Annotated in this window: 15 protein-coding genes; 1 reads left to right on the top strand and 14 read right to left on the bottom strand. The window is 39.8% G+C overall.

Going from position 1 to position 22,800, the window contains the following annotated elements:
• Positions 1 to 69: 69 nt before the first annotated feature.
• From CGC57_RS07975 to CGC57_RS07945, 7 genes are all read right to left on the bottom strand, one after another.
• The gene (locus CGC57_RS07975; RefSeq protein WP_095898710.1) at positions 70 to 414 is read right to left on the bottom strand and encodes a hypothetical protein; all 345 of its coding nucleotides are present in this window, start codon (positions 412 to 414) and stop codon (positions 70 to 72) included.
• A gap of 160 nt (positions 415 to 574) precedes the next feature.
• Positions 575 to 1,012, bottom strand: a complete 438-nt coding sequence (locus CGC57_RS07970; RefSeq protein ID WP_095898709.1) for an RrF2 family transcriptional regulator — start codon at positions 1,010 to 1,012, stop codon at positions 575 to 577.
• Between the two features lie 16 nt (positions 1,013 to 1,028).
• Positions 1,029 to 2,174 carry an acyl-CoA dehydrogenase family protein gene (locus CGC57_RS07965; RefSeq protein WP_095898708.1) on the bottom strand — a complete coding sequence of 382 codons (1,146 nt, stop codon included), beginning with the start codon at positions 2,172 to 2,174 and terminating at the stop codon, positions 1,029 to 1,031.
• Between the two features lie 403 nt (positions 2,175 to 2,577).
• Positions 2,578 to 3,732, bottom strand: a complete 1,155-nt coding sequence (locus CGC57_RS07960; RefSeq protein WP_095898707.1) for a DUF1735 and LamG domain-containing protein — start codon at positions 3,730 to 3,732, stop codon at positions 2,578 to 2,580.
• A gap of 12 nt (positions 3,733 to 3,744) precedes the next feature.
• Complete coding sequence (locus tag CGC57_RS07955) at positions 3,745 to 4,881, bottom strand: glycoside hydrolase family 18 (RefSeq protein ID WP_095899484.1); 1,137 nt, start codon at positions 4,879 to 4,881, stop codon at positions 3,745 to 3,747.
• A 22-nt stretch (positions 4,882 to 4,903) separates the two neighbouring features.
• Positions 4,904 to 6,502, bottom strand: coding sequence for a RagB/SusD family nutrient uptake outer membrane protein (locus CGC57_RS07950; RefSeq protein WP_002677675.1), 1,599 nt, complete (start codon positions 6,500 to 6,502; stop codon positions 4,904 to 4,906).
• A 4-nt stretch (positions 6,503 to 6,506) separates the two neighbouring features.
• Entirely contained in the window at positions 6,507 to 9,548 is a 3,042-nt protein-coding gene (locus tag CGC57_RS07945) for a SusC/RagA family TonB-linked outer membrane protein (RefSeq protein WP_002677657.1), read from the bottom strand.
• A gap of 416 nt (positions 9,549 to 9,964) precedes the next feature.
• Between CGC57_RS07945 and CGC57_RS07940 the strand changes: the two genes are divergently transcribed.
• Positions 9,965 to 10,669: a tRNA1(Val) (adenine(37)-N6)-methyltransferase gene (locus CGC57_RS07940; protein WP_002677890.1), complete on the top strand. Its 705-nt coding sequence runs from the start codon at positions 9,965 to 9,967 to the stop codon at positions 10,667 to 10,669.
• Between the two features lie 76 nt (positions 10,670 to 10,745).
• On the opposite strand, the gene CGC57_RS13035 is transcribed toward CGC57_RS07940, so the two are convergent.
• The 7 genes from CGC57_RS13035 to CGC57_RS07905 form a co-directional block, all read right to left on the bottom strand.
• Positions 10,746 to 17,051, bottom strand: coding sequence for a T9SS type B sorting domain-containing protein (locus CGC57_RS13035; protein ID WP_232747222.1), 6,306 nt, complete (start codon positions 17,049 to 17,051; stop codon positions 10,746 to 10,748).
• A 222-nt stretch (positions 17,052 to 17,273) separates the two neighbouring features.
• A complete protein-coding gene (gene ilvA, locus CGC57_RS07930; RefSeq protein WP_095898706.1) occupies positions 17,274 to 18,461 on the bottom strand; it encodes a threonine ammonia-lyase in 1,188 nt (395 codons plus the stop codon).
• A 124-nt stretch (positions 18,462 to 18,585) separates the two neighbouring features.
• Entirely contained in the window at positions 18,586 to 19,239 is a 654-nt protein-coding gene (locus tag CGC57_RS07925) for a porin family protein (protein ID WP_095898705.1), read from the bottom strand.
• A gap of 241 nt (positions 19,240 to 19,480) precedes the next feature.
• Positions 19,481 to 20,287: a leucine-rich repeat domain-containing protein gene (locus tag CGC57_RS07920; protein ID WP_095898704.1), complete on the bottom strand. Its 807-nt coding sequence runs from the start codon at positions 20,285 to 20,287 to the stop codon at positions 19,481 to 19,483.
• A gap of 83 nt (positions 20,288 to 20,370) precedes the next feature.
• On the bottom strand, positions 20,371 to 20,781 hold the full coding sequence (locus CGC57_RS07915; protein WP_232747220.1) for a four helix bundle suffix domain-containing protein: 411 nt from the start codon (positions 20,779 to 20,781) through the stop codon (positions 20,371 to 20,373).
• Positions 20,782 to 21,054: 273 nt separating this feature from the next.
• Positions 21,055 to 21,867 carry a leucine-rich repeat domain-containing protein gene (locus CGC57_RS07910; RefSeq protein WP_095898703.1) on the bottom strand — a complete coding sequence of 271 codons (813 nt, stop codon included), beginning with the start codon at positions 21,865 to 21,867 and terminating at the stop codon, positions 21,055 to 21,057.
• A gap of 86 nt (positions 21,868 to 21,953) precedes the next feature.
• Positions 21,954 to 22,775: a mechanosensitive ion channel family protein gene (locus CGC57_RS07905; RefSeq protein WP_002680401.1), complete on the bottom strand. Its 822-nt coding sequence runs from the start codon at positions 22,773 to 22,775 to the stop codon at positions 21,954 to 21,956.
• Positions 22,776 to 22,800 lie beyond the last annotated feature (25 nt).

The following is a 22,800-nucleotide window of genomic DNA, read 5'->3' as shown; positions in this document are numbered from 1 at the left end:
TGTTAGGTGTTAGGTTTCAGGGGACAGGTTTCAGGGTTGTGATGCTATTCAAATTAGAAAATAAGCTAATTAGCAAAATTCGTCGGTAACATCCTCCCAGCTATCATAGCTATAGGGGGTGTTGTTGTAGAAGGCTTCGAAAGGCACAAAGGCTTCATCGGCAGTTTCTACAAAGGTACGGTAATGTGTGAAAGAATCGGGTGAGTGGTATACGCGTGCTTCTACTTGATAACGGCTTTCCTCATCGAGTTCTTCGTTTTCTAAAATAGTTTGCACGTAATCACCCGTATCGCCGTCTTCTGAGAAAACGACAAAACGATGTTCACTATAAGGCAATTCATCAATAAGAGTTTTAATCTCTGTGAGGGTTAAAACAACGGGAGCGTGATACTCATCTGTGACAATTCTTTTCATTTTATTTCAGGTGCTAGGGGTTAGGTTTTAGGTGTAATGGTATTTCACCTTTGTTGGGTCTTCAACTTTGCCAAAGGTGCGAGCCGCACTGGCAGATTTTTTTGGCACTTTGTTAGGTCTTCAACTTTGGTAAAGTGTAGCGACGCTTTTCATTGGCAAATTACTCTGTAGGGGATAGATATGCGGTTTTATCGATGATCTTTTGAGCGAAAGAAGCGATGGAATTATCGGTGAGTTCGCGCATAAAATTGTCTCTAAAAGGTTGTACAGAGGTGTGCAGCGGACAGGGTTTTTCGGACGAGCATTCTTTGAAGCCCATCGCACAAGAAGTAAACTTCTCGGCTTCTCCTATTTGCTTTACCACATTCATTAAAGGGGCTGCTTTTTCTTCATCGGTGAGCCAAAAGCCGCCTCCTGGTCCTTTGTTAGAACTAATGACCTTTTTGCGGGCTAAAGTTTGTAATATCTTTGCCAAAAAGGAGGTAGGAATATGTAACGCTTCTGCCACATCTTTCGGGGCTAACCTCTTGGTTGCCGAAGCGTATAGGGTTAAGTATATTACTGCATTGATGGCATACTTGCTGGAATTGGATAACATATTCGTTTTCTTTTTATTATGAGTTTTTATCTATCTGACGGGTAATAACTAATTTTTGTATTTCGGTGGTTCCTTCACCTATGGTACACAATTTAGAATCACGGAAGAATTTTTCTACCGGAAAATCTTTGGTATAACCATAACCTCCGTGAATTTGAATGGCTTCGGTGGCTACACGCACACACACTTCTGAACTGTACATTTTAGCCATTGCCCCTGATAGGGTTACGCGCTGTCCGTTGTTTTTCTGAAAAGCGGATTTGTGCAAGAGCAGTTCAGAGGCTTCAATTTCGGTTGCCATATCGGCGAGTTTGAATCCAACGGCTTGTAAATCAATCAGGCGTTTGCCGAATTGCATACGTTCTTTGGCATATTTGAGAGAGGCTTCGTAAGCGCCTTTGGCAATACCCAAAGAAAGTGCGCCTATAGAAATACGTCCGCCGTCCAATATTTTCATTGCTTGGATAAAGCCGTCGCCTACGGCACCGAGGCGGTTGGTATCGGGGATGCGGCAGTCTTGGAAAATCATTTCGGCGGTCTCGCTGGCACGCATACCGAGTTTGTTTTCTTTTTTGCCTGCACTGAAGCCCTTGGTACCGCGTTCTACCGCAAAGGCAGTGATACCGTGTTTGTCGCCTTTTTCGCCCGTACGAGCAATCACTACGGCGATGTCACCACTTTTGCCGTGGGTGATGAAGTTCTTGGTGCCGTTGAGCACCCACTCATCGCCGTCTTTCACGGCGGTAGTAGCCATTCCACCAGAGTCGGATCCGGTGTTGTGTTCGGTGATGCCCCACGCTCCTATCCACTCGCCTGAAGCTAATTTAGGCAACCAGCGTTGTTTTTGTTCCTCGTTGCCAAAGCTGAGGATGTGATTGGTACAAAGGGAATTGTGAGCAGCTATAGAGAGCCCTATGGAGGGGTCGACTTTTGAAATTTCTTCAACAATAGCGATATAATCGTGGTAGTCGAGGGCTGAACCTCCATAGATTTCGGGGACTAATATGCCCATAAAACCGAGTTCTCCTGCTTTGCGGAATACTTCTACTGGAAATTCCTGACTTTCATCCCATTGCATCACGTGGGGACGGATATATTTTTCGGCGAAGTCCTTAGCGGCTTCGGCTACCATCTGTTGTGTTTCAGAAAAGTTAAAATTCATTCGTTATATGCTTATATCTAATACCAAGGGGCAAAGGTACAAAATAATTACGAATTACGAATGATTAATGATAAAAAAGAATTACGAATGACGAGGGACGAGAGACGAGAGACGAATGACGAATGACGAATGACGAGGGACGAATTACGAATTACGAGGGAAGAGGGGGTGAGTGCAAAATATATAAATATATAGGGGCGTTTGCAAAACGCCCCTATATAACATAGTTCAAAGATAATTGATTACCAGAATAATTTATCGTTAAGACAATTGATTACCAGAATAGTTCATCATTAAAACAATTGATTATTAGGATAATTCATTACCAGAATAATTCATCTTTAAAGCAATTGATTACCAGAATAATTGATTTTGGTAAAGTGTATGATTTACAATATTACAATTATTCTGAAATTCTCATTTCAACAACATCGGGTTCTACGGAGAGACCTCTTCCGCTTTGATAAGCACCACGTCGTGAGGTGGCATCGCGGTGGTTTTTAGATTGGTCTTTCACATAGTAGTTACCGTCTTTTTGATATACATCAGTACCATTAAGCTTCCAATAGCCAAAGAGACCTTCGCTGTTAGGATCTACGCCAAGTTTGTTGTTTTTAAGCTCGTTGGCGGTACGTGCTACACTCCATACACGACATTCGCACATTTTACCTCTCCAAGTACGAGATCCATCGTAATCGTAAGCATAACCTATAAAGAAGTTACCATTGAGATTAAAGCTATTAACTGAGGCAGTTTTTTCGGCTACGCGTTCTCCATCTACATAGATTTCAGCGCGTTTGGTAGCTCCATCAAACACAAGGGCAACGTGATACCATTGTTTGGCAGCGAATTTTTTGGAAGGGTTGAACTGTACATTTCCAGCCACTTGAATTTGGTCGGCATCTACTGTGGTATCACCAAAACGGAAGATAAGATTCCCTTCAGCTCCCATTACTGTACTGAGTTTTACAAAATTATCTACATAAATCATTGCCTCATAAGTAAGCGCATTGAATTTTGCCTTTTCGTCCATTGGGATAGAAAGGTATTTTCTACCTGTAAAATCGAATACTTTATTGATAACAATAGGTTTAGCCACCTCTACAAATAAGGTTTTAGCTTCGATAGTAGGGACACTTGCATCGGCTATAGTTACAGGGATTACATAGGTATTTCCTTCTTGTATAGTTGAAAGATTTGTAAGAGCTAACTGGCAAGGTTCGGCATAAACACTTCCTTTTTTAATCACAGAACTATTTTTCTGTAAGCTAAAGTTATTCGCTGGCATCATTTGGTATTTGGTGCCATTTTTAGCATTATAGTCGGCTACCATTTGGGCATCACCTATTTGGTAGGTTACGTTCACATCGCTATCACTGATATTTGAGACACGGGCTGTGATGTTGAAAGCGTGACTACTAACATTATTTTCTAATTTGAGTCGCTGTTGAGGTTGCTCAAAATAGACTTTAGTTTCCAACAATTCGTTTTCTTTGTCTTTACAAGCGTTCAGAGCCAAGAAAGCGAAGATTCCTATACAATATTTTATAAGTTTCATAAGGCTGTAGTTTTAGGGTTGTGGATGTTTTTTCATATAATCGGCATAAGATTTATGCATTAAATAAATGGCTTTGCGCATCCATTTATAATCGGGCTGATTGTCGTAGTCGTTATCCATACGATAAGCGCCTACACCTCCTTTAGGTCCTTCAGATGAATTATATTCAGCTTGATCGAGTAGCGCTCCTCCTGATTTTGAATAAGACTCAAAGTTTTCAGTAAAAATGTGTTTACGTGTATTGTAATGCTCGCCAAAAGCATTTTTAACCCCTTGCACCCTATAATCAAGATTTCTATTACCGTAAGATTGTGAAATAAAATAATCAAAATAAGGGGCTGATTCTTTTTTCACATTCCACAATTCACCATCTACCAATAAATAGCGACGTTTACCCGTATCGACAGTAGCTTTGGGTCCTAAGTATTTACCGAGTTCTTCTACCAAAACGTGCAAATACTCACCTCTATCATAACCACCTTTTAGATTACCAAAACCATCGCCAGCACCATCGGGCTCCCAGTCGATATCAAGACCATCGTAATCATATTTTACAATAGTATCGCAGAGCGCTTTGGCATATTTTCTAATAGCGGCAATATGGTCGGTAGAACTTTGTACGCCACTGGTATAGCCCCAATAGGCTTCTTGCGCTTTTTTAATTTTATCATTGAGTACTGCCTGAGAAGCCCCTGGGTTTTCAGCTTTTATTTTATCGGCAATTGAAGAAGGGGTGATACCTGTACCGATATTGTGCAAGATAAAGCACACAAACACTTTAGTACCTTTTACTTTTTGCACATAAGCTTTATCGGCTTTTTTAGCTTCGCTGATACCAAAGGGGCCACTCCACATTGATACCATATCGATACTATCGGGCAAGGCAGACAAATAGCCTTTGCGCACACTACCTTCGGGTGACCAGTTACTAAACCAACCAAAGGACACGGGGCGACCATAGTTTTCGGCAGTTTTTTTCCAAGCGCGCAAGGAAGCATAGTGAGCATCGCGTTCTTCAGGGCTGAGCGTATTAGCTCCCCCATTGTGGTCTATTTCCTTATTCTCTACCTCCGTCCATTTTTCGCAGGAAGTAAGAGAGAAACCTATCATCAATATTGCTATACTGATAATTTTAGATATATACTTCATAACTTTCATAGTATTTTAAACGTTAGTTCTTTTTATCCCACCAAACTTTGGTAGCACCAGTATTGGCACCGCCTAAGAGTTGTAAAGCACGTGCTAAATATACTTTATCCTCGGCAGTGAGTTTGCTTTCTGGATAAGGTATGCGGCGCACTCCCTGCTCAGTAGAGATAACTCCTCCACTGGTATTTTGGACTACTTTATGGAGTTTAGGGTAGCCTGTACGACGCCATTCAGTCCACGCTTCTTGACCATTAGGGTAAAGAGCAATCCATTTTTGAGTGATAATTTTTTCTAATTTTTCCTCGGTAGTACCTTGCCACTGAGTAGTAGCTTGAGTAGGAGCATCGGCATTTCCTAACCAGCTAGCATAATAGTCAGCAGGTTCTTTACCTGAAGTGAGATAAGGATCTACTTGAGCTACATTGATATCGTTCTCAGCAAAAGAAGTCTCTACACCTTTTTTATACAAATCTTCAGGAGTTCCTCCCATATTCCATCCCATTAAAGCACCTTCTGCTCTTAGGAAATATACTTCGGAAGCACGCATCCAATAGGTAGGAGTAGTTTTCTCTATATTAGGCAAGGAAAAACTTTTAAAAGATGTTGATTTCCACCCTGCTCCCGTAGGTAAAGCTTGATATTTAGCTCCAGCAAAAGGTACATTTTGAGCGTATCGACTATCACTAGGTTTGAAATATTTCATCAAGCGAGGATCTTCATAACCTACTAAATAAGAGAACATAGAAGACCCCATACGAGTTTCGCCATATTGGTTTGCAAAGGTTTCGATATTATTTACAAAACTAAGTCCAGCACCTTCTCTCATTTTAGCCTCATCAGCCTTATCGGTCATTACTCCTAAAGTTTGATTGATAGCTTGTTCAGCATATTGTTGAGCTTTGGCAGGAGCGGCATAACGTATGCGCATTGCCAAGCGCAACATTAGTGAATTAGCATATTTTATCCATTTGCTCACATCACCAGCATATACAGCATCATATTTAGGCAACAAGGCACCTCCTTGTTCATATTTAGTTTGCAATACTGCAATAGCAGCTGTAAGATCATCAAAAAATGCTTGATATACTTCTTCTTGGCTATCATAAGGAACCCTTAACAAGCCTTTTCCAGCTTGTTTGTAAGGAATAGGTCCAAACATATCGGCAGTTTTATGCCAAGCTGAAATTTTGAGTATTTGTGCCAAAGCAAAAGCTTCGGGGAAGTTACTCTTTTCAGCATCTTCTTTCACACTGCTCCAAAGGGGTAACATTTTAGTATAAGAGCTGCTATATGAGGCTTCGTACCATCTTTCTAAAAGGAAATAGGTAGTATTATTTTTCCCGTTATCCCAATCTTGGTTTTGAGCAAAATAACCACTCCACGTATCGGCTGCTAAGTGGTAAGCCACTTGATATTGGTTTATAACACTTGTACCATCAGCTTGTGTACCTACAGGTACTACTTGTGCTTGCATAGAGGTAATTTTTGCCCCAATAGTAATACCATCTCTCTTGCCCATTTCTTGGGTTACCCCAAAGGCATCGGTGTTGATTTCTTCAAATTTGTTACAAGAAACCGCAGCAAGAGCTATAGAGGTGTATATAAATAATCTCTTTTTCATAACATTACAATTTTACTTTTACGTTAAATCCTATACTACGCAAGCTAGGTTGCATAAAATAGTCGTTACCTTGACCATAAGTAGCGGTAGAAGGGGTAAGCTCAGGATCAAAAGGAGCTTTGTTGTAAATCATCCACACGTTGTTACCTATCACCGATACAGTAAGTTCATCAATTTTCTTTTTAAACCATTTTGCAGGGAAAGTATAGCTTACCGCTAATTCTTGCAAGCGTACATTGGTAGCATCATAAGTGTAATAGCCTGCTAACTCACTATCGCCTGTACCTACTAATTCGTAATATTTTTTAGCGTCATATTTACCTTGACCAGGGAGTGCTACACCTCCATTATCACGGGCAATAGCTGAAGTTTTAGACACTCCAAAACGATCTAATATCGCTTGAGTAGAAGAAGTTACGATACCTCCAAAACGACCACTGACAAGGAAACTCAAGCCAAAACCTTTATAACCAAAGGAGTTGTTCCAACCCAAAAGGAAATCGGGAGTGGTTTTGCCTAAATACACTGGTTTTTGGTTCTCTAAAGTTAAATCGCCACTTTCAGGAATATTGATGTAACCTTGATTGTCTTTTTTCAAGAATTTAGAGGCATATACATCACTGATACTACCTCCTTTTTTGAGGATAGTTCTACCATTTTCTTTGCTCACTTCATCTATATTGAAAGGTTGCTCAATAAAAGGGTGCTTATAGTTTTTTACCATTTTCTTAATCACGTTTTTATTACGAGTATAAGAAACTGAACTAGCAATATCCACACCGCCTATTTGGTTGCGATAACCTACACTCAATTCTATACCGCTATTTTGCACATCACCCGCTTGCAAATAGATATATTTATAACCTGTAGATTCTGGTAGGTTAGCGATAAAGGTTTGGTTATAAGTATTAGAGCGATACCAAGTAGATTCGATATTAAAGTGTTTGAAGAGTCGCAAGCTAAGCCCTAATTCATAAGATTTAGTACGTTCTGCTTTGAAATCGGCATACGGATATATCTCTTCAGGTTTGATCACACCTCCTATAATTTTTTGGGTAATAGTACCAGGAGTACGACCTGACCAAGCGATAGGTGAAGCCACTTCAGTATATGAACTTCTCACTTTGAAATAATTCAAGAAAGCAGGCATCTCACCCATTTCGGAAATCACGGCAGAAAAACCAATTGAAGGGTAGAAATAAGATTCTTCCGCTGAATTTACTAAGCGAGAATCCCATTCGTTACGTCCTGAAAGAGTAAGATAAGCACAACGTTTAAAGCCTATTTCAGCATTTCCAAACACTGCTACATTGCGTCGGCGGGCATCGCCATATCTTTCGGTTATTTTGCCTTCAGAAGGTGTGATGTTTTGGATCGCAAATAGGTTAGGAACTAATTGCAAGTTACCACCATAACCACGTTCTATAGCATCAAAGTCGGAATAGCTACCCCCTAAGTTAAGCATCAAACTCCAATCATCAAAAAACTGTTTGTTGATAGTTCCAATCACATCGGTATAGAATTGATGATCGTTGTAGTTTGCATATTCATAAGCACCATTAGGTTTGGCAAATATTTCATTTGATGAAGCGTAGAGTTTGCGTTCAAAATTGATATAACTCTTATCTAAACGCGCACGAGCGGCAACATTTGCCCAAGAGGTAATTTTGTAGCTAAGCCCTGCATTGAACATAAATCGGTCTTTGTTGTTAGATGCTAAGTTGCGATAGGCTGTCCAATAAGGGTTTTGAGGAGCAAATCTACTTTCGCTAATAGGCCAATATTGAGTAGCAAAATAACGAGAAGTATCGTAGCGTTCAAAAGTTTTTACTTTTTCAAAATCCTCACCACGAGGGTAGAGATAGGCAGCTACAATAGGGTTCCAATACTCACCTTGAGAGACCATATTCATATCTTTTTGTTTGATATATGAAGCTCCCAAATCTAATTGTACTTTATCTTCAAAAAGCGAAGTAGTGTTGCGTACATTGAAGTTATAGCGGTGGTAGCTATTGTTAGGCACTACGCCATTATTGTTAGTACTCGCTGCTGAGAAGAAGGTTTGATTGGTTTTATTACCCGCTGTAAGGGTGAACGAGTTGATAAAGTTAGTACCTGTTTCAAAGAAGTCTTTTGCAGGATCATAGCTGCTAGGAGTTGCCAATTTGCTACCCCAACTGCTATATTGCCCACTGCGGTTGCCATAAGTGTTTTGGAATTCAGGCAATATAAAAGGCTTGCTAAACTCGGTAGTAGAAGAGAGTGAGATTTGCATTTTGCCTTCTTTACCTTTTTTAGTATTGATAAGGATCACCCCATTGGCAGCATTACTACCATAGAGGGCAGCTGCCGAAGGACCACTAAGCACTGAGATGCTCTCAATATCTTCAGGGTTGAAGTCGGCGATACCTTCACTACCTACACGGCCTTCACCTTTGATACCACTGTTATCACCACCAGCTTGGGTGTTGAAAAGCGGAATCCCGTCCACCACATAAAGCACGTTGTTACTACCTTCGATAGATTTCTCACCGCGCATTATCACACGAGTAGCACCTCCTGGTCCTGAAGCACTTTTGTTGATAGTAACCCCTGCAACTTTACCATTGAGGCTGTTTACAAAGTTAGGAGCTTTCACTTTGGTGAGTTCTTCCGATTTCACCTGTTGCACGTTGTAGCTCAACGCTTTTTCTTCGCGCTTGATACCCAAAGCTGTTACCACAACCTCAGAAAGTTGTTGGGTTTCCTCTTTGAGGACTACATTCATATTCAGTGTTTTGCCAGCTCCTGTTACCTTTTTGTCTTGAGCGACATATCCCACTGAACTAAACTCAATAGTTTCACCTTCTTTGGCTTGGAGGGTAAATTTCCCGTCAAAATCGGTAGAAACACCACGTGTAGTGCCTTTTACCACCACACTCACCCCGATGAGCGGGGTTTTGCTTTCATCAGTAACGACACCCGTTACCGTTTTATCTTGTGCATAAAGTCCTCCAAAAAGTAAGAAAAAGACACTAAACACAAAGAATAGCTTAGGGTAATTCATAAAATAAATGTTAAAAATTGACAATGCAAAAGTATAATTTTATCTTAAACGAAACAAGAAAAAAGCAGACGTTTTTTAAAAATAACTAAAAGAAGCTATGTTTGTTAGTTTATATAGAAAAAAGCACAAGAAAACTATGTTTGTACGCTATAAAAAATCTAAAAATGAAAGGAAGTTGGGACGTTTTTCTTTTTAACACAATAAAGGCAATAAAAAGGGCGGTTTTAACAAAAAATTATCTAAATAACGAGAGACGAATGATGAATGACAAATGACGAGAGACGAATGACAAGAGACGAGGGACGAGGGGTGGAAGTGACAAATAACGATTTAGAGATTTGAAGGTTTGGGGATTATTGCTATTTTTGCGGAGAAAACCCTGAATCCTGACACCTGAAACCTAACACCTAGCAACTATGAGCTTTCAATTTAAACAATTTAGTGTAAAGCAGGAGCAAACTGCAATGAAAATAGGCACTGATAGCGTACTTCTCGGCGCGTGGACTCCTCTTGAACAACCTCAAAGTATTTTGGATATTGGGGCTGGTACGGGCTTACTCGCCCTAATGCTCGCTCAGCGCTGTGATGCCCTTACCATAGATGCTGTGGAAATAGATGAACACGCCTATATAGAATGCACTGAAAATTTTGAAGCAAGTCCGTGGGGCGACCGACTTTTTTGTTATCACGCATCTTTTGAAGAGTTTTTTACTGAAATGGATGAGCCTTACGACTTGATTATCTCTAACCCTCCTTTCTACCCTACCGATTATAAAACTCCTGAAAAAGCACGCAACACCGCCCGTTTTAGCGATGCGTTGCCTCCTAAACAACTCTTAGAGGGTGTGAATCGTTTGTTAGCCATTGAAGGGAAGTTTAGCGTCATTCTCCCATATACCGAAAGTGAAGGTTTTATTACTTTGGCAGCTACTTTCGGGCTTTTTCCTCAACAAATCACTCATACACGCGGCAATGCACAAAGCGAACTCAAACGCAGTATGATGCTCTTTGCTCGCGCCCCTCAAGCCTCCTACCCCATTGATATCCTTACTATTGAAAAAGAACGAGGGGTATATACCGAAGCATATAAAGCACTTACAAAAGAGTTTTATTTGAAGTAAAGAGTAAAAAAATGAAAAGTAAAAAAGGCTATTCAGCGGGATGCTGAATAGCCTTTTTTGTGCTTTATCCTTAGGGTTATTTCTTGAGATATAACCAACCTACTAAAGATTCTTTATTGTTATTACTATCGTAATATTCAATTACATAATAGTAAGTGCCTTGTGGGAGTTTTTCGGCTTGTTCGATAGTTACACGTCCGTTAGAGATGCCTCTAAACACGCGAGTAACATTATCATAACCTTCAACTTCAAAGACTTTCACGCCCCAACGGTTGTAAATACGTACCACATTGTTAGGATAACGCTCGATTCCTCCGATATGGAAATAATCGTTTTTGCCATCGCCATCTACCGACATACCATTGTAAGGCACTATTTTGTTCACCACATCGATAGTAACCGTTGCTGAAGCACAACCATCGGCGTTGCAAATTTCATACACAAAGGTATCTATGCCTTCAAATCCTGTGTTAGGACGATATTCGATAGAGCCGTCGAGGTTTACAACTACTGTACCGTTGGCAGGGTTTGTTACCACATTAGGAGTGGTTGCTCCGTTAGGGGTATCGTTGCCCAATACATTCACCACTACTGGGGTGTTGATAGCGGTTGTAGAACGATCGTCTACTGCTATCGGCAACACTGGGGTAGTGCTTGTAGTCGTGCCACTTACCGTTACTACGATGCTCGCTGTGCTACATACCGTAGGACTTGCTACTGCACATATAGTGTAGCTTATTGTATGTGTGCCCGCAGGGGTATTTGGTGCTACATCAATTGTTCCGTTAGGGTTCAAAGTGAAGCCTGTAGGAGTTGCGGTATTCCAAGTGAGTGTTACAGAGCTGATACTTGGGTTCGGTACTCCATTGAGTTTATCATTAGTCAATACACTTGGCGTAGTGCCTCCTGTGGTACTAGTGATAGTGGTTACACCATCGTTTACAGCTTCGATAGTTGTTGGTGTTGCCACAGCAGGAACAAACACTTTTACAGTCGCTGTAGCTGTTGCACAATTATTAGGGTTCAAACGCTCACAAATACTATACACTATCTCGTAAGTACCCGATTTAGTACCCGAAGGTACAGTAATAGTACCATCGTTGTTTAATGTAGGCGTTTTAGTTGCGCCTACTACATCGGTGGTAGTGGTTACTACGGTAAGGATGACATCGGTAGTGGTTGGCGTTTTAGTGCCGAGTTTGTCGTTGTCTAATACCGTTCCAGTGGTAGTAGTGGTGGTAATACCATTGGTTATTGTATAAGTATCGGCTTTGGCAACTATTGGCGTACTGCCTACTTTTACAGTAGCTGTGGCGGTTGCACAATTATTAGGGTTCAAACGCTCACAGATGCTATACACTATCTCGTAAGTACCCGATTTAGTACCCGAAGGTACAGTAACAGTACCATCGTTGTTTAATGTAGGCGTTTTAGTCGCTCCTACTACATCAGTAGTGGTGGTTACTACCGTAAGGATTACATCGGTAGTTGTTGGCGTTTTAGTACCCAATTTATCATTGTCTAATACCGTTCCAGTAGTTGTTGTGGTGTTAGTACCATTGGTTACGGTGTAAGTATCAGCTTTGGCAACAATCGGCGTACTGCCTACTTTTACAGTGGCGGTAGCGGTTGTACAATTGTTAGGGTTCAAACGCTCACAGATGCTATACACTATCTCGTAAGTACCCGATTTAGTACCCGAAGGTACAGTAACAGTACCATCGTTGTTTAATGTAGGCGTTTTAGTTGCGCCTACTACATCAGTGGTGGTGGTTACTACCGTAAGAATCACATCGGTAGTGGTTGGCGTTTTAGTGCCTAATTTATCGTTGTCTAATACCGTTCCAGTGGTAGTAGTGGTGCTAGTACCATTGGTTATTGTATAAGTATCCGTTTTAGCAATAATTGGCGTACTGCCTACTTTTACAGTCGCTGTGGTTGTAGCGCAGTTATCAGGGTTCAAACGCTCACAGATACTATACACTATCTCATAAGTACCCGATTTAGTGCCCGAAGGTACAGTAACAGTACCATCGTTGTTTAATGTAGGCGTTTTAGTCGCTCCTACTACATCGGTGGTGGTGGTTACTACCGTAAGGATAACATCAGTCGTTGTTGGCGTTTTAGTACCCAATTTATCATTGTCTAATACCGTTCCAGTGGTAGTAGTGGTGCTAGTACCATTGGTTATTGTATAAGTATCCGTTTTAGCAATAATTGGCGTACTGCCTACTTTTACAGTCGCTGTGGTTGTAGCGCAGTTATCAGGGTTCAAACGCTCACAGATACTATACACTATCTCATAAGTACCCGATTTAGTGCCCGAAGGTACAGTAACAGTACCATCGTTGTTTAATGTAGGCGTTTTAGTCGCTCCTACTACATCGGTGGTGGTGGTTACTACCGTAAGGATAACATCAGTCGTTGTTGGCGTTTTAGTACCCAATTTATCATTGTCTAATACCGTTCCAGTGGTAGTAGTGGTGCTAGTACCATTGGTTATTGTATAAGTATCCGTTTTAGCAATAATTGGCGTACTGCCTACTTTTACAGTCGCTGTGGTTGTAGCGCAGTTATCAGGGTTCAAACGCTCACAGATACTATACACTATCTCGTAAGTACCCGATTTAGTGCCCGAAGGTACAGTAACAGTACCATCGTTGTTTAATGTAGGCGTTTTAGTCGCTCCTACTACATCGGTGGTGGTGGTTACTACCGTAAGGATAACATCAGTCGTTGTTGGCGTTTTAGTACCCAATTTATCATTGTCTAATACCGTTCCAGTGGTAGTAGTGGTGCTAGTACCATTGGTTATTGTATAAGTATCCGTTTTAGCAATAATTGGCGTACTGCCTACTTTTACAGTCGCTGTGGTTGTAGCGCAGTTATCAGGGTTCAAACGCTCACAGATGCTATACACTATCTCATAAGTACCTGATTTAGTACCCGAAGGTACAGTAACAGTACCATCGTTGTTTAATGTAGGCGTTTTAGTCGCTCCTACTACATCAGTGGTGGTGGTTACTACCGTAAGAATCACATCGGTAGTTGTTGGCGTTTTAGTGCCTAATTTATCGTTGTCTAATACCGTTCCAGTGGTAGTTGTCGTGCTAGTACCATTGGTTACGGTGTAAGTATCAGCTTTGGCAACTATTGGTGTACTGCCTACTTTTACAGTGGCGGTAGCGGTTGCACAATTGTTAGGGTTCAAACGCTCACAGATGCTATACACTATCTCATAAGTACCTGATTTAGTACCCGAAGGTACGGTAACAGTACCATCGTTGTTTAATGTAGGCGTTTTAGTCGCCCCTACAACATCAGTAGTGGTGGTTACTACCGTAAGGATTACATCGGCAGTTGTTGGCGTTTTAGTGCCGAGTTTGTCGTTGTCTAATACTGTACCGGTAGTCGTTGTGGTGCTAGTACCATTGGTTACAGTGTAAATATCAGCTTTGGCAACAATTGGCGTACTATTTACTTTGATGACACTTGTTTTAGTTACTGTATTTCCTTGAGGGTCTTTTCCTACAAAGGTTACTGTTACTACTGATGTATTACACCAGTTCGCAGGTTTTACAGTAGTATAGTTATGAGTAAGCGTCGCTGTACCACAAGTATCGGTAACAGTAGCCTGACCGAGCCAGTTGTTTACTGTCGTATCGATATTGGCAGCTGTACAAGTTACTGTTAAGGTTGCTGGTACTGTTAGACTTACAGTATTGCTAATAGTAACTGCCACGGCTACTTTATCTGTTTCGCAAGTAGCGTTGAAACGACTTACGGTATAAGCCGCTGTTGCGCTGAGCGCTTCATTGTTATTGGTTACCAAAGTACCGTTTTTATAAACATTTACAGTAGCGGTATCTGTTGCTACTTTGGCTTTCAATTCGGCTACTGTAGCAGCAGCACAGAAAGTATAGGTTTTTCCGTTAGCTGGTTTTTCTAAAATTCTTACATTATAGTTGAAAGTTACTGTATTAGCAGCGCAGGTGAGTCCTTGTGCTACCACTTGGTAAGTACCTGCGTGTTGTGCATCAATTGATGGTATTACCAACTGAGGAGCGCTAGTAGTTACTATAGTTCCGTTAGGATATTTCCACTGATAAGCGGTTGCTCCCAACGAATGCAAGGTAATAGTTACTGTCTCTCCTTTGCAATAAGCCGTTTGTAATGGCGTAGCCAATGCCAACTGTGGGCTGTTGAGTGGCGTGATAGGCAATTCTTTCCAAACAGGATCGGAAGCACAAGCTGAATCGGTGATTTTCACCCAACGACTATTTTGTCCTCCAGTGAAAGTTCCCAAATTAGTAAAGGTAACTTCAGTACCCTTAGCAGCGGTTTTGCTTTCGATAAGAGTGCCGTTTTTCACGTTGTACAAATCGTATTGGTAGTTGCCAGAACCGCCAATACCATTGATAGCTTTTACTACGATTTTACCAGTATTATCTTCACATTTATAGCCTATATAGCCATTCCTATCAAAGTTGAGCAATACATCGTCTACACTAATAGTAAAAGTACGTACACAACCATCAGCTCCATCTGTACTTATATATTTAATAAGATCCTGTTCTTCTCTACCTACTCCACCTATTTTTGCTCCATATATGAAAGTGTAGCTACCTTCAGAATTTTGGTTTCTTGGCAAAGAGAAATACTGGTTGTCAGAATTTGCTTCGTTAGGTTTGAATACCGCTTTTACATATCTTGTTCCTCCTATTACCTCTGATAAATTACTACTTACGGCTATATCTCCATCAGTAATACCAGTAGGGCGTTTGAATAGATATACATAAATATTTTTGTTTTGATTGTTAATTTTTAGCCAATCAAAAGTAGGGTTATTTTTAAATGGATATACTATCACCTTAGTACATTCGGTTTCTACTTTAGGCGTTAATGGTTTTTCTTGGTAAGATGGAAAAACAAGTTTAAACTCTTCTTTAGTAGAATCAAGACCACTATACACATAGGTTACCTTTCCACAAGGGTCTTCTACTCTAATTTTATAAGTACCTTCGGGTAATGAGAAGTTTTGTGTAAGGTCATCTTGGTTCTGAGTAGCCATAATGTTAGTAATAAGGCTATTAGATTTTCTATAAGTGATAGTAACCGTTTCATTGAGTTTGAGTTTTCCAGGCTCATCTACATAACTAGCAGGAGCTTGCTCTAAGGTAACCTTAAAGCCATTCATAGACAATATAGAGCCTGATTGATTTACTCTGAAAAGTACCTCTATTCTTCCCTTAGGTGTACGAGTATCTCCAAAACATCTTACTTCTTGTTTGTATTCTCCTCCTGGACGTACTAGATTATAGAATTTGTTAAAAGATTCTTCTTGGCTTACTGTTTGTCCATCTACAGATGTAAAGGTTACCTCATACTTTTGATCTGCTTTAAATGATTGCCCATTGTCTAGAGTGGTTATTTTCTTCCTTTCACCAGCACTATTTATTTGTCCCTGAGATACTTGCACTCCATTATGTTTAATAACATAAGTTACAGGATAACATACTATTTGATTCTCTGCAGTGACTGACATCTCAGGAGCTTTACAAGAGCCTCCAAATACAATACCTGTATTCATAAAGCGCATATCGCCTGCAAGCATTGGGTCACTGTTGTTATTACAATTTTGCCCTTTGATACGGAAGTAGAACTTAGGACGTTTAGTAGTGGCTATTAAATCCTTGTATTTACGATTATGTGCTTGCAAATCGTAATAAATTATTTTTTGCGCAGAAGTTTTACCTGCAGGTACTGAAAATAACGAACGCCATACAATATTAGGATGGTTGTGATTACCTCCATAAAACTCTGCCAAGTCATCGTCAGAATATGCTGTATACTCATAGAGAGCTGCTAATTCTGGTGTATTGAAATACTTATAGAATGGAGAGTTAGTATTACCACTATAACGAATAGTCATATAGCCACAATCTGGAGAACCTCCACTATGAATATCCCTATACATTTGATCACTACCAAAGTCGTTATTTCTTCTATCAGGAGCTGGGAAATCGCGTTGTAATTTTCCTATTGTAGCAGGCACTGGCTGCGAGTTTGCTACGCTAGAAGTGTGTAACTTAGCCTTATAGCTACCTGCTGGCATATTATAGCCTGTAAGTTTTACAAAACTTACAGCTCCCTCTTTGTCGCTTTCTGTAATGGTAAAGGTACGCGTACCGGTATAGGTTGCTGGCATCTCAACAAGCTCTACTACATAAGTCTTACCTGCTTGAGCATTTTGTATTTGGAAACGCAACTGACCTGTTGGGATACAATTGAGTGAGTTGTTAGTTGCTTGGAAGTTCAGTGTTTCATTACCAGGAGCGGCTTGCGTTACTTTCGAAAAGGTGGTTACACGAGTTTGCTCCAACGCCTTGCATATATTCTCATCGCAAGTTCGAGCACTGAGTTTTGCAAAGGAAAATAAAAGTGTAAATAATACTAATAGTGATTGTAATTGTCTATACGTTTGTGATAACATTGAGGTATAATTAGTGATTTTAGCGGGCAAAAGTAGAAAAAATATTTTACAGTATTATTATAAATATCACACTTTTAATATTTTTTTAACACACTATCCCCTCTAACTACCCTATTCTCTCTTTACTTTATACCCTCTTTTTTCAAATGTTTGCACTAACTGCTGGATATGGTCGGTGCCATTGGTTTCGACTGTGATAAGCACCTCCTTATCGCGGAAACGAGAAAGGTTCTTAAACTGATTGTGAGCGAGTTTTACAATATTTGCACCTACTTCGGCGATGATATGAGTGATTTTAGCGAGTTCCCCAGGACGGTCGGGGATGCTTACTGAGAAGTTAAAAATACGATCACGACTCACCAATCCTTTGTTTATCATTGAAGAAATCATCAGCACATCGATATTACCGCCACTCACTACGGGCACGACATTCTTATTGCGGTCGGTGAGTTTTTTAAGGGCAGCCAAAGGCAATACCCCTGAGTTTTCAGCTATAATTTTATGTTTTTCAGCCAGTAGCAAGAAAGCCTCGGTGAGTTCGTAGTCGTCTACGGTTACTACCTCGTCTACATATTTTTTGATATACTCAAAATTGAGTTCCCCTATGCGTTTTACGGCAGTACCATCAGCGATGGTATTGGCTTCGGGCAGAGTAACGAGTTTATTTTTCTTAAGCGCTTCGGTAGCCGAGGCTGCTCCTGAAGGTTCTACCCCTACAATTTTTATATCGGGTTTAATTTGTTTAGCGGCACAAGCAATACCCGAGATGAGTCCGCCACCACCTATAGGTACGACTATCACATCGGTTTGTGGCAATTGTTCGAGGATTTCGAGGGCTATAGTACCTTGTCCTTCAAGCACATCGGGGTCGTTGAAAGGATGGACAAACACATAACCTTCTTTTTCTTCTAACTCTTTGGCTTTCTGGTAAGCATCGTCGTACACATCGCCGTAGAGCACCACCTCAGCACCGTATTTTTTAGTAGACTGTACTTTGATAAGAGGTGTAGTTTTAGGCATTACAATCACCGCTTTGATACCCAACTCGCGGGCAGCATAGGCAACTCCTTGAGCGTGATTACCCGCCGAAGAAGCAATCACTCCGCGTTGTTTTTCCGCTTCGGTGAGTTTGAGCATTTTGTTATAAGCGCCACGAATTTTGAAAGCTCCTGTTTTTTGGAGATTTTCGGGCTTGATGTAGATGTTGTTGCCTGATTCTTCACTGAAGATAGGGCTATACATAAGAGGTGTGGGAAGGAGCACATTTTTAAGGTGCTCACGTGCTGTGGTAAAGTTCATAATTTTCAATTAACAATTGATAGTTAACAATTAACAATTAGGTTATAGGTCGCAAAGATAGTTAAAATAAATTTCAATTTACAATTACAAATGAAAAATAACCAATGGAAAGTGATGTACAAATTTAAAACTTATACGCTACTCCTGAAGAGGTGCTAAAAAGGTAAAATCTCGCTTTACTGAGATTTAAAAACTCCTTGTTGTTATGTTCTGACACGTTGAATACACTCATAGAAAACCGTTGATCTAAAGTGAAAATCCAATGTTTGCGCTCAATGAGTATACCTGCGCCTATATGCCACATCAGTAAGCTCTTCTTAAAACGATGGCTATCAGCAAATGAAATATCATACGTTCTATCCAAACCATTCTCGCGCCATAAATAAAATTTAGGTGAAAAACCTGTTTGCACAAAACCTCTAATAGGCTGTTTGCCTTCATATTGCAATAATAAAGGCATATCAAAATGTACAAAACGATAGCCCGAATAAAAAGATTGTCCTTGATAAACGCCATCGAAATCTACTTCGGCAATACTGAACATTCCTTCAATTTGCAAAGTAAATCTTTCTTGTATAGGAATTCTAATAAAACCTCCCGCATTCAAATAATTTCTAAATTTACCGAAACTCACAGATGAAGAAGGCACATTGGTAGTAACTGGTCGCATACTTTGTACCATAGTAAAAGGATAAGAAAAACGTACCCCTATAGCTACCTGTGAAAAACCGATTGTTACGATGCTAAAAAAAGCGATAAAGGTCAAAAAATGTTTCATATAGTCTTGAAATTTGGTGATTTGCTAATTAATGTGGGTTCAGCGTAAGTGATTATTTAAAAATCAGTAAAATATTTTTAATCTCCCACGAATTACACGAATTTTCACGAAATTGGGAGCATAAAAGTCTTTATTTTTTTATTATCTCACGAATTTTCACCTGACGGTGATTTTTTTTATGAATATATTATGGTATAAAGCTGTAAATCAATAGTTTGTTATATTAAACTGATGTTAATTATTATGGTTTTGCTTGAATTTTAGCAGCAAAATCTTTCCAAAAGGGTGCTGCTTTATATTTTTCTACTGAGGCTTTAGGCACATATACCTTTTGTAAATTAGTGTCTTTGAAAGGATAATTCACTAAAGTAGGTGGGGTTACAGCATTGATAGTAACTGTTTTAAGATGTTGGCAATACCAAAAAGCATCGTATCCTATAACTTTGATTGTAGCGGGGAGAATGACATTCTCTAACGCCGTACAGCCCGAAATGCCAACAGTTTCTATTTCGGTAATGCCTGTATTTTCCAAGTTGATTTCTTTTAGAAAATTCCACCCGATAGCACCAAACCCTAACACTTCTACTTTATTGAAGTGTAATTCTTCGAGATTATAAGACATTGATAATGCGCTATAAGGCAGTCGTTTTATATTGGGAAGGGAGAGTTTTCTAATTTTGGTTTTGAAGAAGGCTTTATCGCCAAAAACTACTGTAGCATTGGTATTAAAAGTAACAGTACCACTGAGGCTAGCTTCTTCAAAAGCACTTTCTTCTATTTCCTTGAGGTTGTTAGGAAAGGTAATTGATTGAAGGTTTTGATGTTCTTTAAAAGCCTCTTTAGCAATAGTATTGACGCGTTTCAACTCACTATCGGCTTGCATATCAAGTTCGGTAGTATTAGGATTTTTCCATTTGATGAGTGTACGACCATCGATTGAGATGTCGTAATCGGGGGTAGAGCGATAAGAGGCTGAAGAATTATCATCGCTCTTAGAACAACTTGCCAAAGTGATAAAGACAAGAGTAAAAAGGATAAGGGGTTTCATTTTAGTTTGATTATTAAATAGATTCAGAAAAACTCAGAGAGAATCTAAGAATCTCAGAGACTAGGAGTTATTAAAGATTATTTTTAACATCGTGCTTGTAATCTTGCTTGTTTCATTTGTTCTCTAACTCCTCCTTCTTTTAGAAATTTTTCTTGTTGTCTTTCTAACAAATGCTGAAGCATATAAGAAGCTTGATGAACAAGTGTAAGACAGAGATTTGCCATTTCTTCATCAGTACATTTAGGGAGAATTGAAGGGTATTGTAAATACAATTGTTCACTTTGGGCATATTGTCGTGTTTTTAGATAACGAGGATGCCCTTTATCCCATTTCACTTTATTGCGTACTCTCAAATAATCTTCATAGTCAATTTTCAGTTCTTCCAAACTTGCCTTAGCGACATTAGTAAGCTTTATTTGTGTTTCTATAGATGTATAACCAGCTTCATTACCCTCAACGATATTTTGTTTTCCTGAACGAGCGGCTTGTATCATTTGGTCGATTGTACGATCACCTCTATTGAGAAACTTATGAATAAAGAAAGGAGACTTTATAGACACGCAATTTCTTATAGTTCCCTTTAAGTTTTAAGAAGGTGGTATTTTTCATTTTAGTTTGATTATTAGAGAGAGAGTCAGAGAATCTTGGGGAAATTCTAAAAATCTCAGAGAGTTTTAATTACAACATCTTTTGAAATTAACTTGCGACAAAATTACAAAACAATTGACAATTAGCAATGAATAAGTAACGTTATTTTAAGGCTTTAGTTATAACTTATGGATTTTATCGGCTAAAGCTTTCCATTGGGAATCTCTTTTGTATATATCAATCAAATCATCGGGGGTGGCAGGCACATATACTGTGGGGTAAGGGATGCCTTGAAAAGGATTGCCTTCAAAATAAGGGGGATAAAGCGCAAGTACGGTGAGATTCTCTAAGGACGTACAATTAGCAAAAGCCTTGTCGCCTATAGGTTTGAGGTTCATTGTTACCGAGAGAACCACCCTTTTGAGGCGTTTACAGCCGGCAAAAGCCTCTGTACCTATAGCAATAGCTTCGGCTTGAGAGAGGTCTATTTGTTCAATAGCTGTACAGCCTTTAAAAGCTCCTTTGCCAATTTTGCCTGTCTTTGCAAAAGTAACATTTTTCAAAGCAGTACAATTTGCAAAAATCTCTGCCGATAGTTCTTTGGTTTTAGGAAGTGTTATTGAGGTGATGCGGGTATTGCTAAAAACTTTTTCACCCAACACTACATCAGAATAAGAATTGAAGACTACTGAAGTGCGGAGGTCGGTTCCAGCAAAGGCTTCGGCAGCTATTTCTTTGAGGTTATTAGAAAAAACCACCGATTGCAGTCGGCTACAACCTTTAAAGGCTTTTTCGGCAATAGTATTCACCTCACGCAAACGGCTATCAGCTTGCATATTGACCCCAGCGGTAAGGGGATTGAGCCATTTCACTAAGGTTAAGCCATTGGGACTGAGTTGGTAGTCGGACTCAGGTACATTCACACTGTCGTCATCGCTTTTGGAACAGGTGATTAGTGTAAGCAGGAGGATCAAAAAAGTGGTATTTTTCATTTTAGTTTGATTATTAGAGAGACTAGGAAAAGAATCTCGGAGAAACTTTGAAGAATCTCCGAGATTAGGATTCTTATTTTTTAACCTTATTGATGCACTTGCACTTGTGGGAATGGAATTTCTATACCCGCAGCATCGAAGCGATTTTTGATGGTTTCGACTGTGCGGAAATAGCACTCCCAATAATCGGGGGTAAGACACCAATAGCGCAATGAAAGGTTTACAGAGCTATCGGCTAACTCCTCTACATAAACCACAGGATCAGGCTCAGGAAGGGCTTTGACTTCCTCTTTGGCAATTTGCAAGAGCACTTCACGGGCTTTCTGAATATTAGAACTATAGCCTATACCTACAAGTACATATACGCGGCGTTTTTCCTCCTTGCTGTAGTTGATAATACTATTACTAAAGAGCTGGGTGTTAGGGATTATCGCCTGCTCATTATTGGCTTTGTTGAGGGTAGTAGCAAAGAGACCTATATTTTTCACGGTACCTTTTGAATTACTCGCCTCAATAACATCGCCTACACGGAAAGGCTTGAAAATGATTATCATTATCCCACTGGCAAAGTTAGACAACGACCCTTGTAATGCCAAACCTATTGCTACAAAACCACTGGTAATAATAGCGATAAACTGGGTAGCTGGCAAACCAATCACCTGTACTATGGTGAGGAAGAGGGCAATATGAAGTATCCAACGCACTACCTGCAAAAGGAAATTTTGCAAAGCGAGGTCTACCTCACGGCGTTCCATCATTTTTTTTATCAATTTTACAATAAAACGAATGATGTATCGCCCTATAAAATAGAGAGCAATAGCCCCAATTATTGTAGGGGCATAGTTGAAGAGTCCTTTAATCCAATCTTTAATCAGACTCTGAAAATCAATAGGTGAAAATTCGGGCATATTTATTCAATTAACAATTAACAAT

The sequence above is a fragment of the Capnocytophaga sputigena genome (assembly GCF_002302495.1).
In the GTDB taxonomy this organism is placed as follows: Bacteria; Bacteroidota; Bacteroidia; order Flavobacteriales; family Flavobacteriaceae; genus Capnocytophaga; species Capnocytophaga sputigena.
Note: the sequence above shows the minus strand (reverse complement) of the source record. Positions and strands in the feature narration are given on the sequence as shown.

What these genes read in the sequence shown, in the direction of transcription:
- CGC57_RS07915 (WP_232747220.1), bottom strand. Translation starts at nt 20,781, where the DNA reads ATGATACAAGCCGCTCGTTCAGGAAAACAAAATATCGTTGAGGGTAAT.
- CGC57_RS07960 (WP_095898707.1), bottom strand. Translation starts at nt 3,732, where the DNA reads ATGAAACTTATAAAATATTGTATAGGAATCTTCGCTTTCTTGGCTCTG.
- CGC57_RS07905 (WP_002680401.1), bottom strand. Translation starts at nt 22,775, where the DNA reads ATGCCCGAATTTTCACCTATTGATTTTCAGAGTCTGATTAAAGATTGG.
- CGC57_RS07975 (WP_095898710.1), bottom strand. Translation starts at nt 414, where the DNA reads ATGAAAAGAATTGTCACAGATGAGTATCACGCTCCCGTTGTTTTAACC.
- CGC57_RS07950 (WP_002677675.1), bottom strand. Translation starts at nt 6,502, where the DNA reads ATGAAAAAGAGATTATTTATATACACCTCTATAGCTCTTGCTGCGGTT.
- CGC57_RS07925 (WP_095898705.1), bottom strand. Translation starts at nt 19,239, where the DNA reads ATGAAACATTTTTTGACCTTTATCGCTTTTTTTAGCATCGTAACAATC.
- CGC57_RS07945 (WP_002677657.1), bottom strand. Translation starts at nt 9,548, where the DNA reads ATGAATTACCCTAAGCTATTCTTTGTGTTTAGTGTCTTTTTCTTACTT.
- ilvA (WP_095898706.1), bottom strand. Translation starts at nt 18,461, where the DNA reads ATGAACTTTACCACAGCACGTGAGCACCTTAAAAATGTGCTCCTTCCC.
- CGC57_RS07970 (WP_095898709.1), bottom strand. Translation starts at nt 1,012, where the DNA reads ATGTTATCCAATTCCAGCAAGTATGCCATCAATGCAGTAATATACTTA.
- CGC57_RS07940 (WP_002677890.1), top strand. Translation starts at nt 9,965, where the DNA reads ATGAGCTTTCAATTTAAACAATTTAGTGTAAAGCAGGAGCAAACTGCA.
- CGC57_RS07910 (WP_095898703.1), bottom strand. Translation starts at nt 21,867, where the DNA reads ATGAAAAATACCACTTTTTTGATCCTCCTGCTTACACTAATCACCTGT.
- CGC57_RS07955 (WP_095899484.1), bottom strand. Translation starts at nt 4,881, where the DNA reads ATGAAGTATATATCTAAAATTATCAGTATAGCAATATTGATGATAGGT.
- CGC57_RS07920 (WP_095898704.1), bottom strand. Translation starts at nt 20,287, where the DNA reads ATGAAACCCCTTATCCTTTTTACTCTTGTCTTTATCACTTTGGCAAGT.
- CGC57_RS07965 (WP_095898708.1), bottom strand. Translation starts at nt 2,174, where the DNA reads ATGAATTTTAACTTTTCTGAAACACAACAGATGGTAGCCGAAGCCGCT.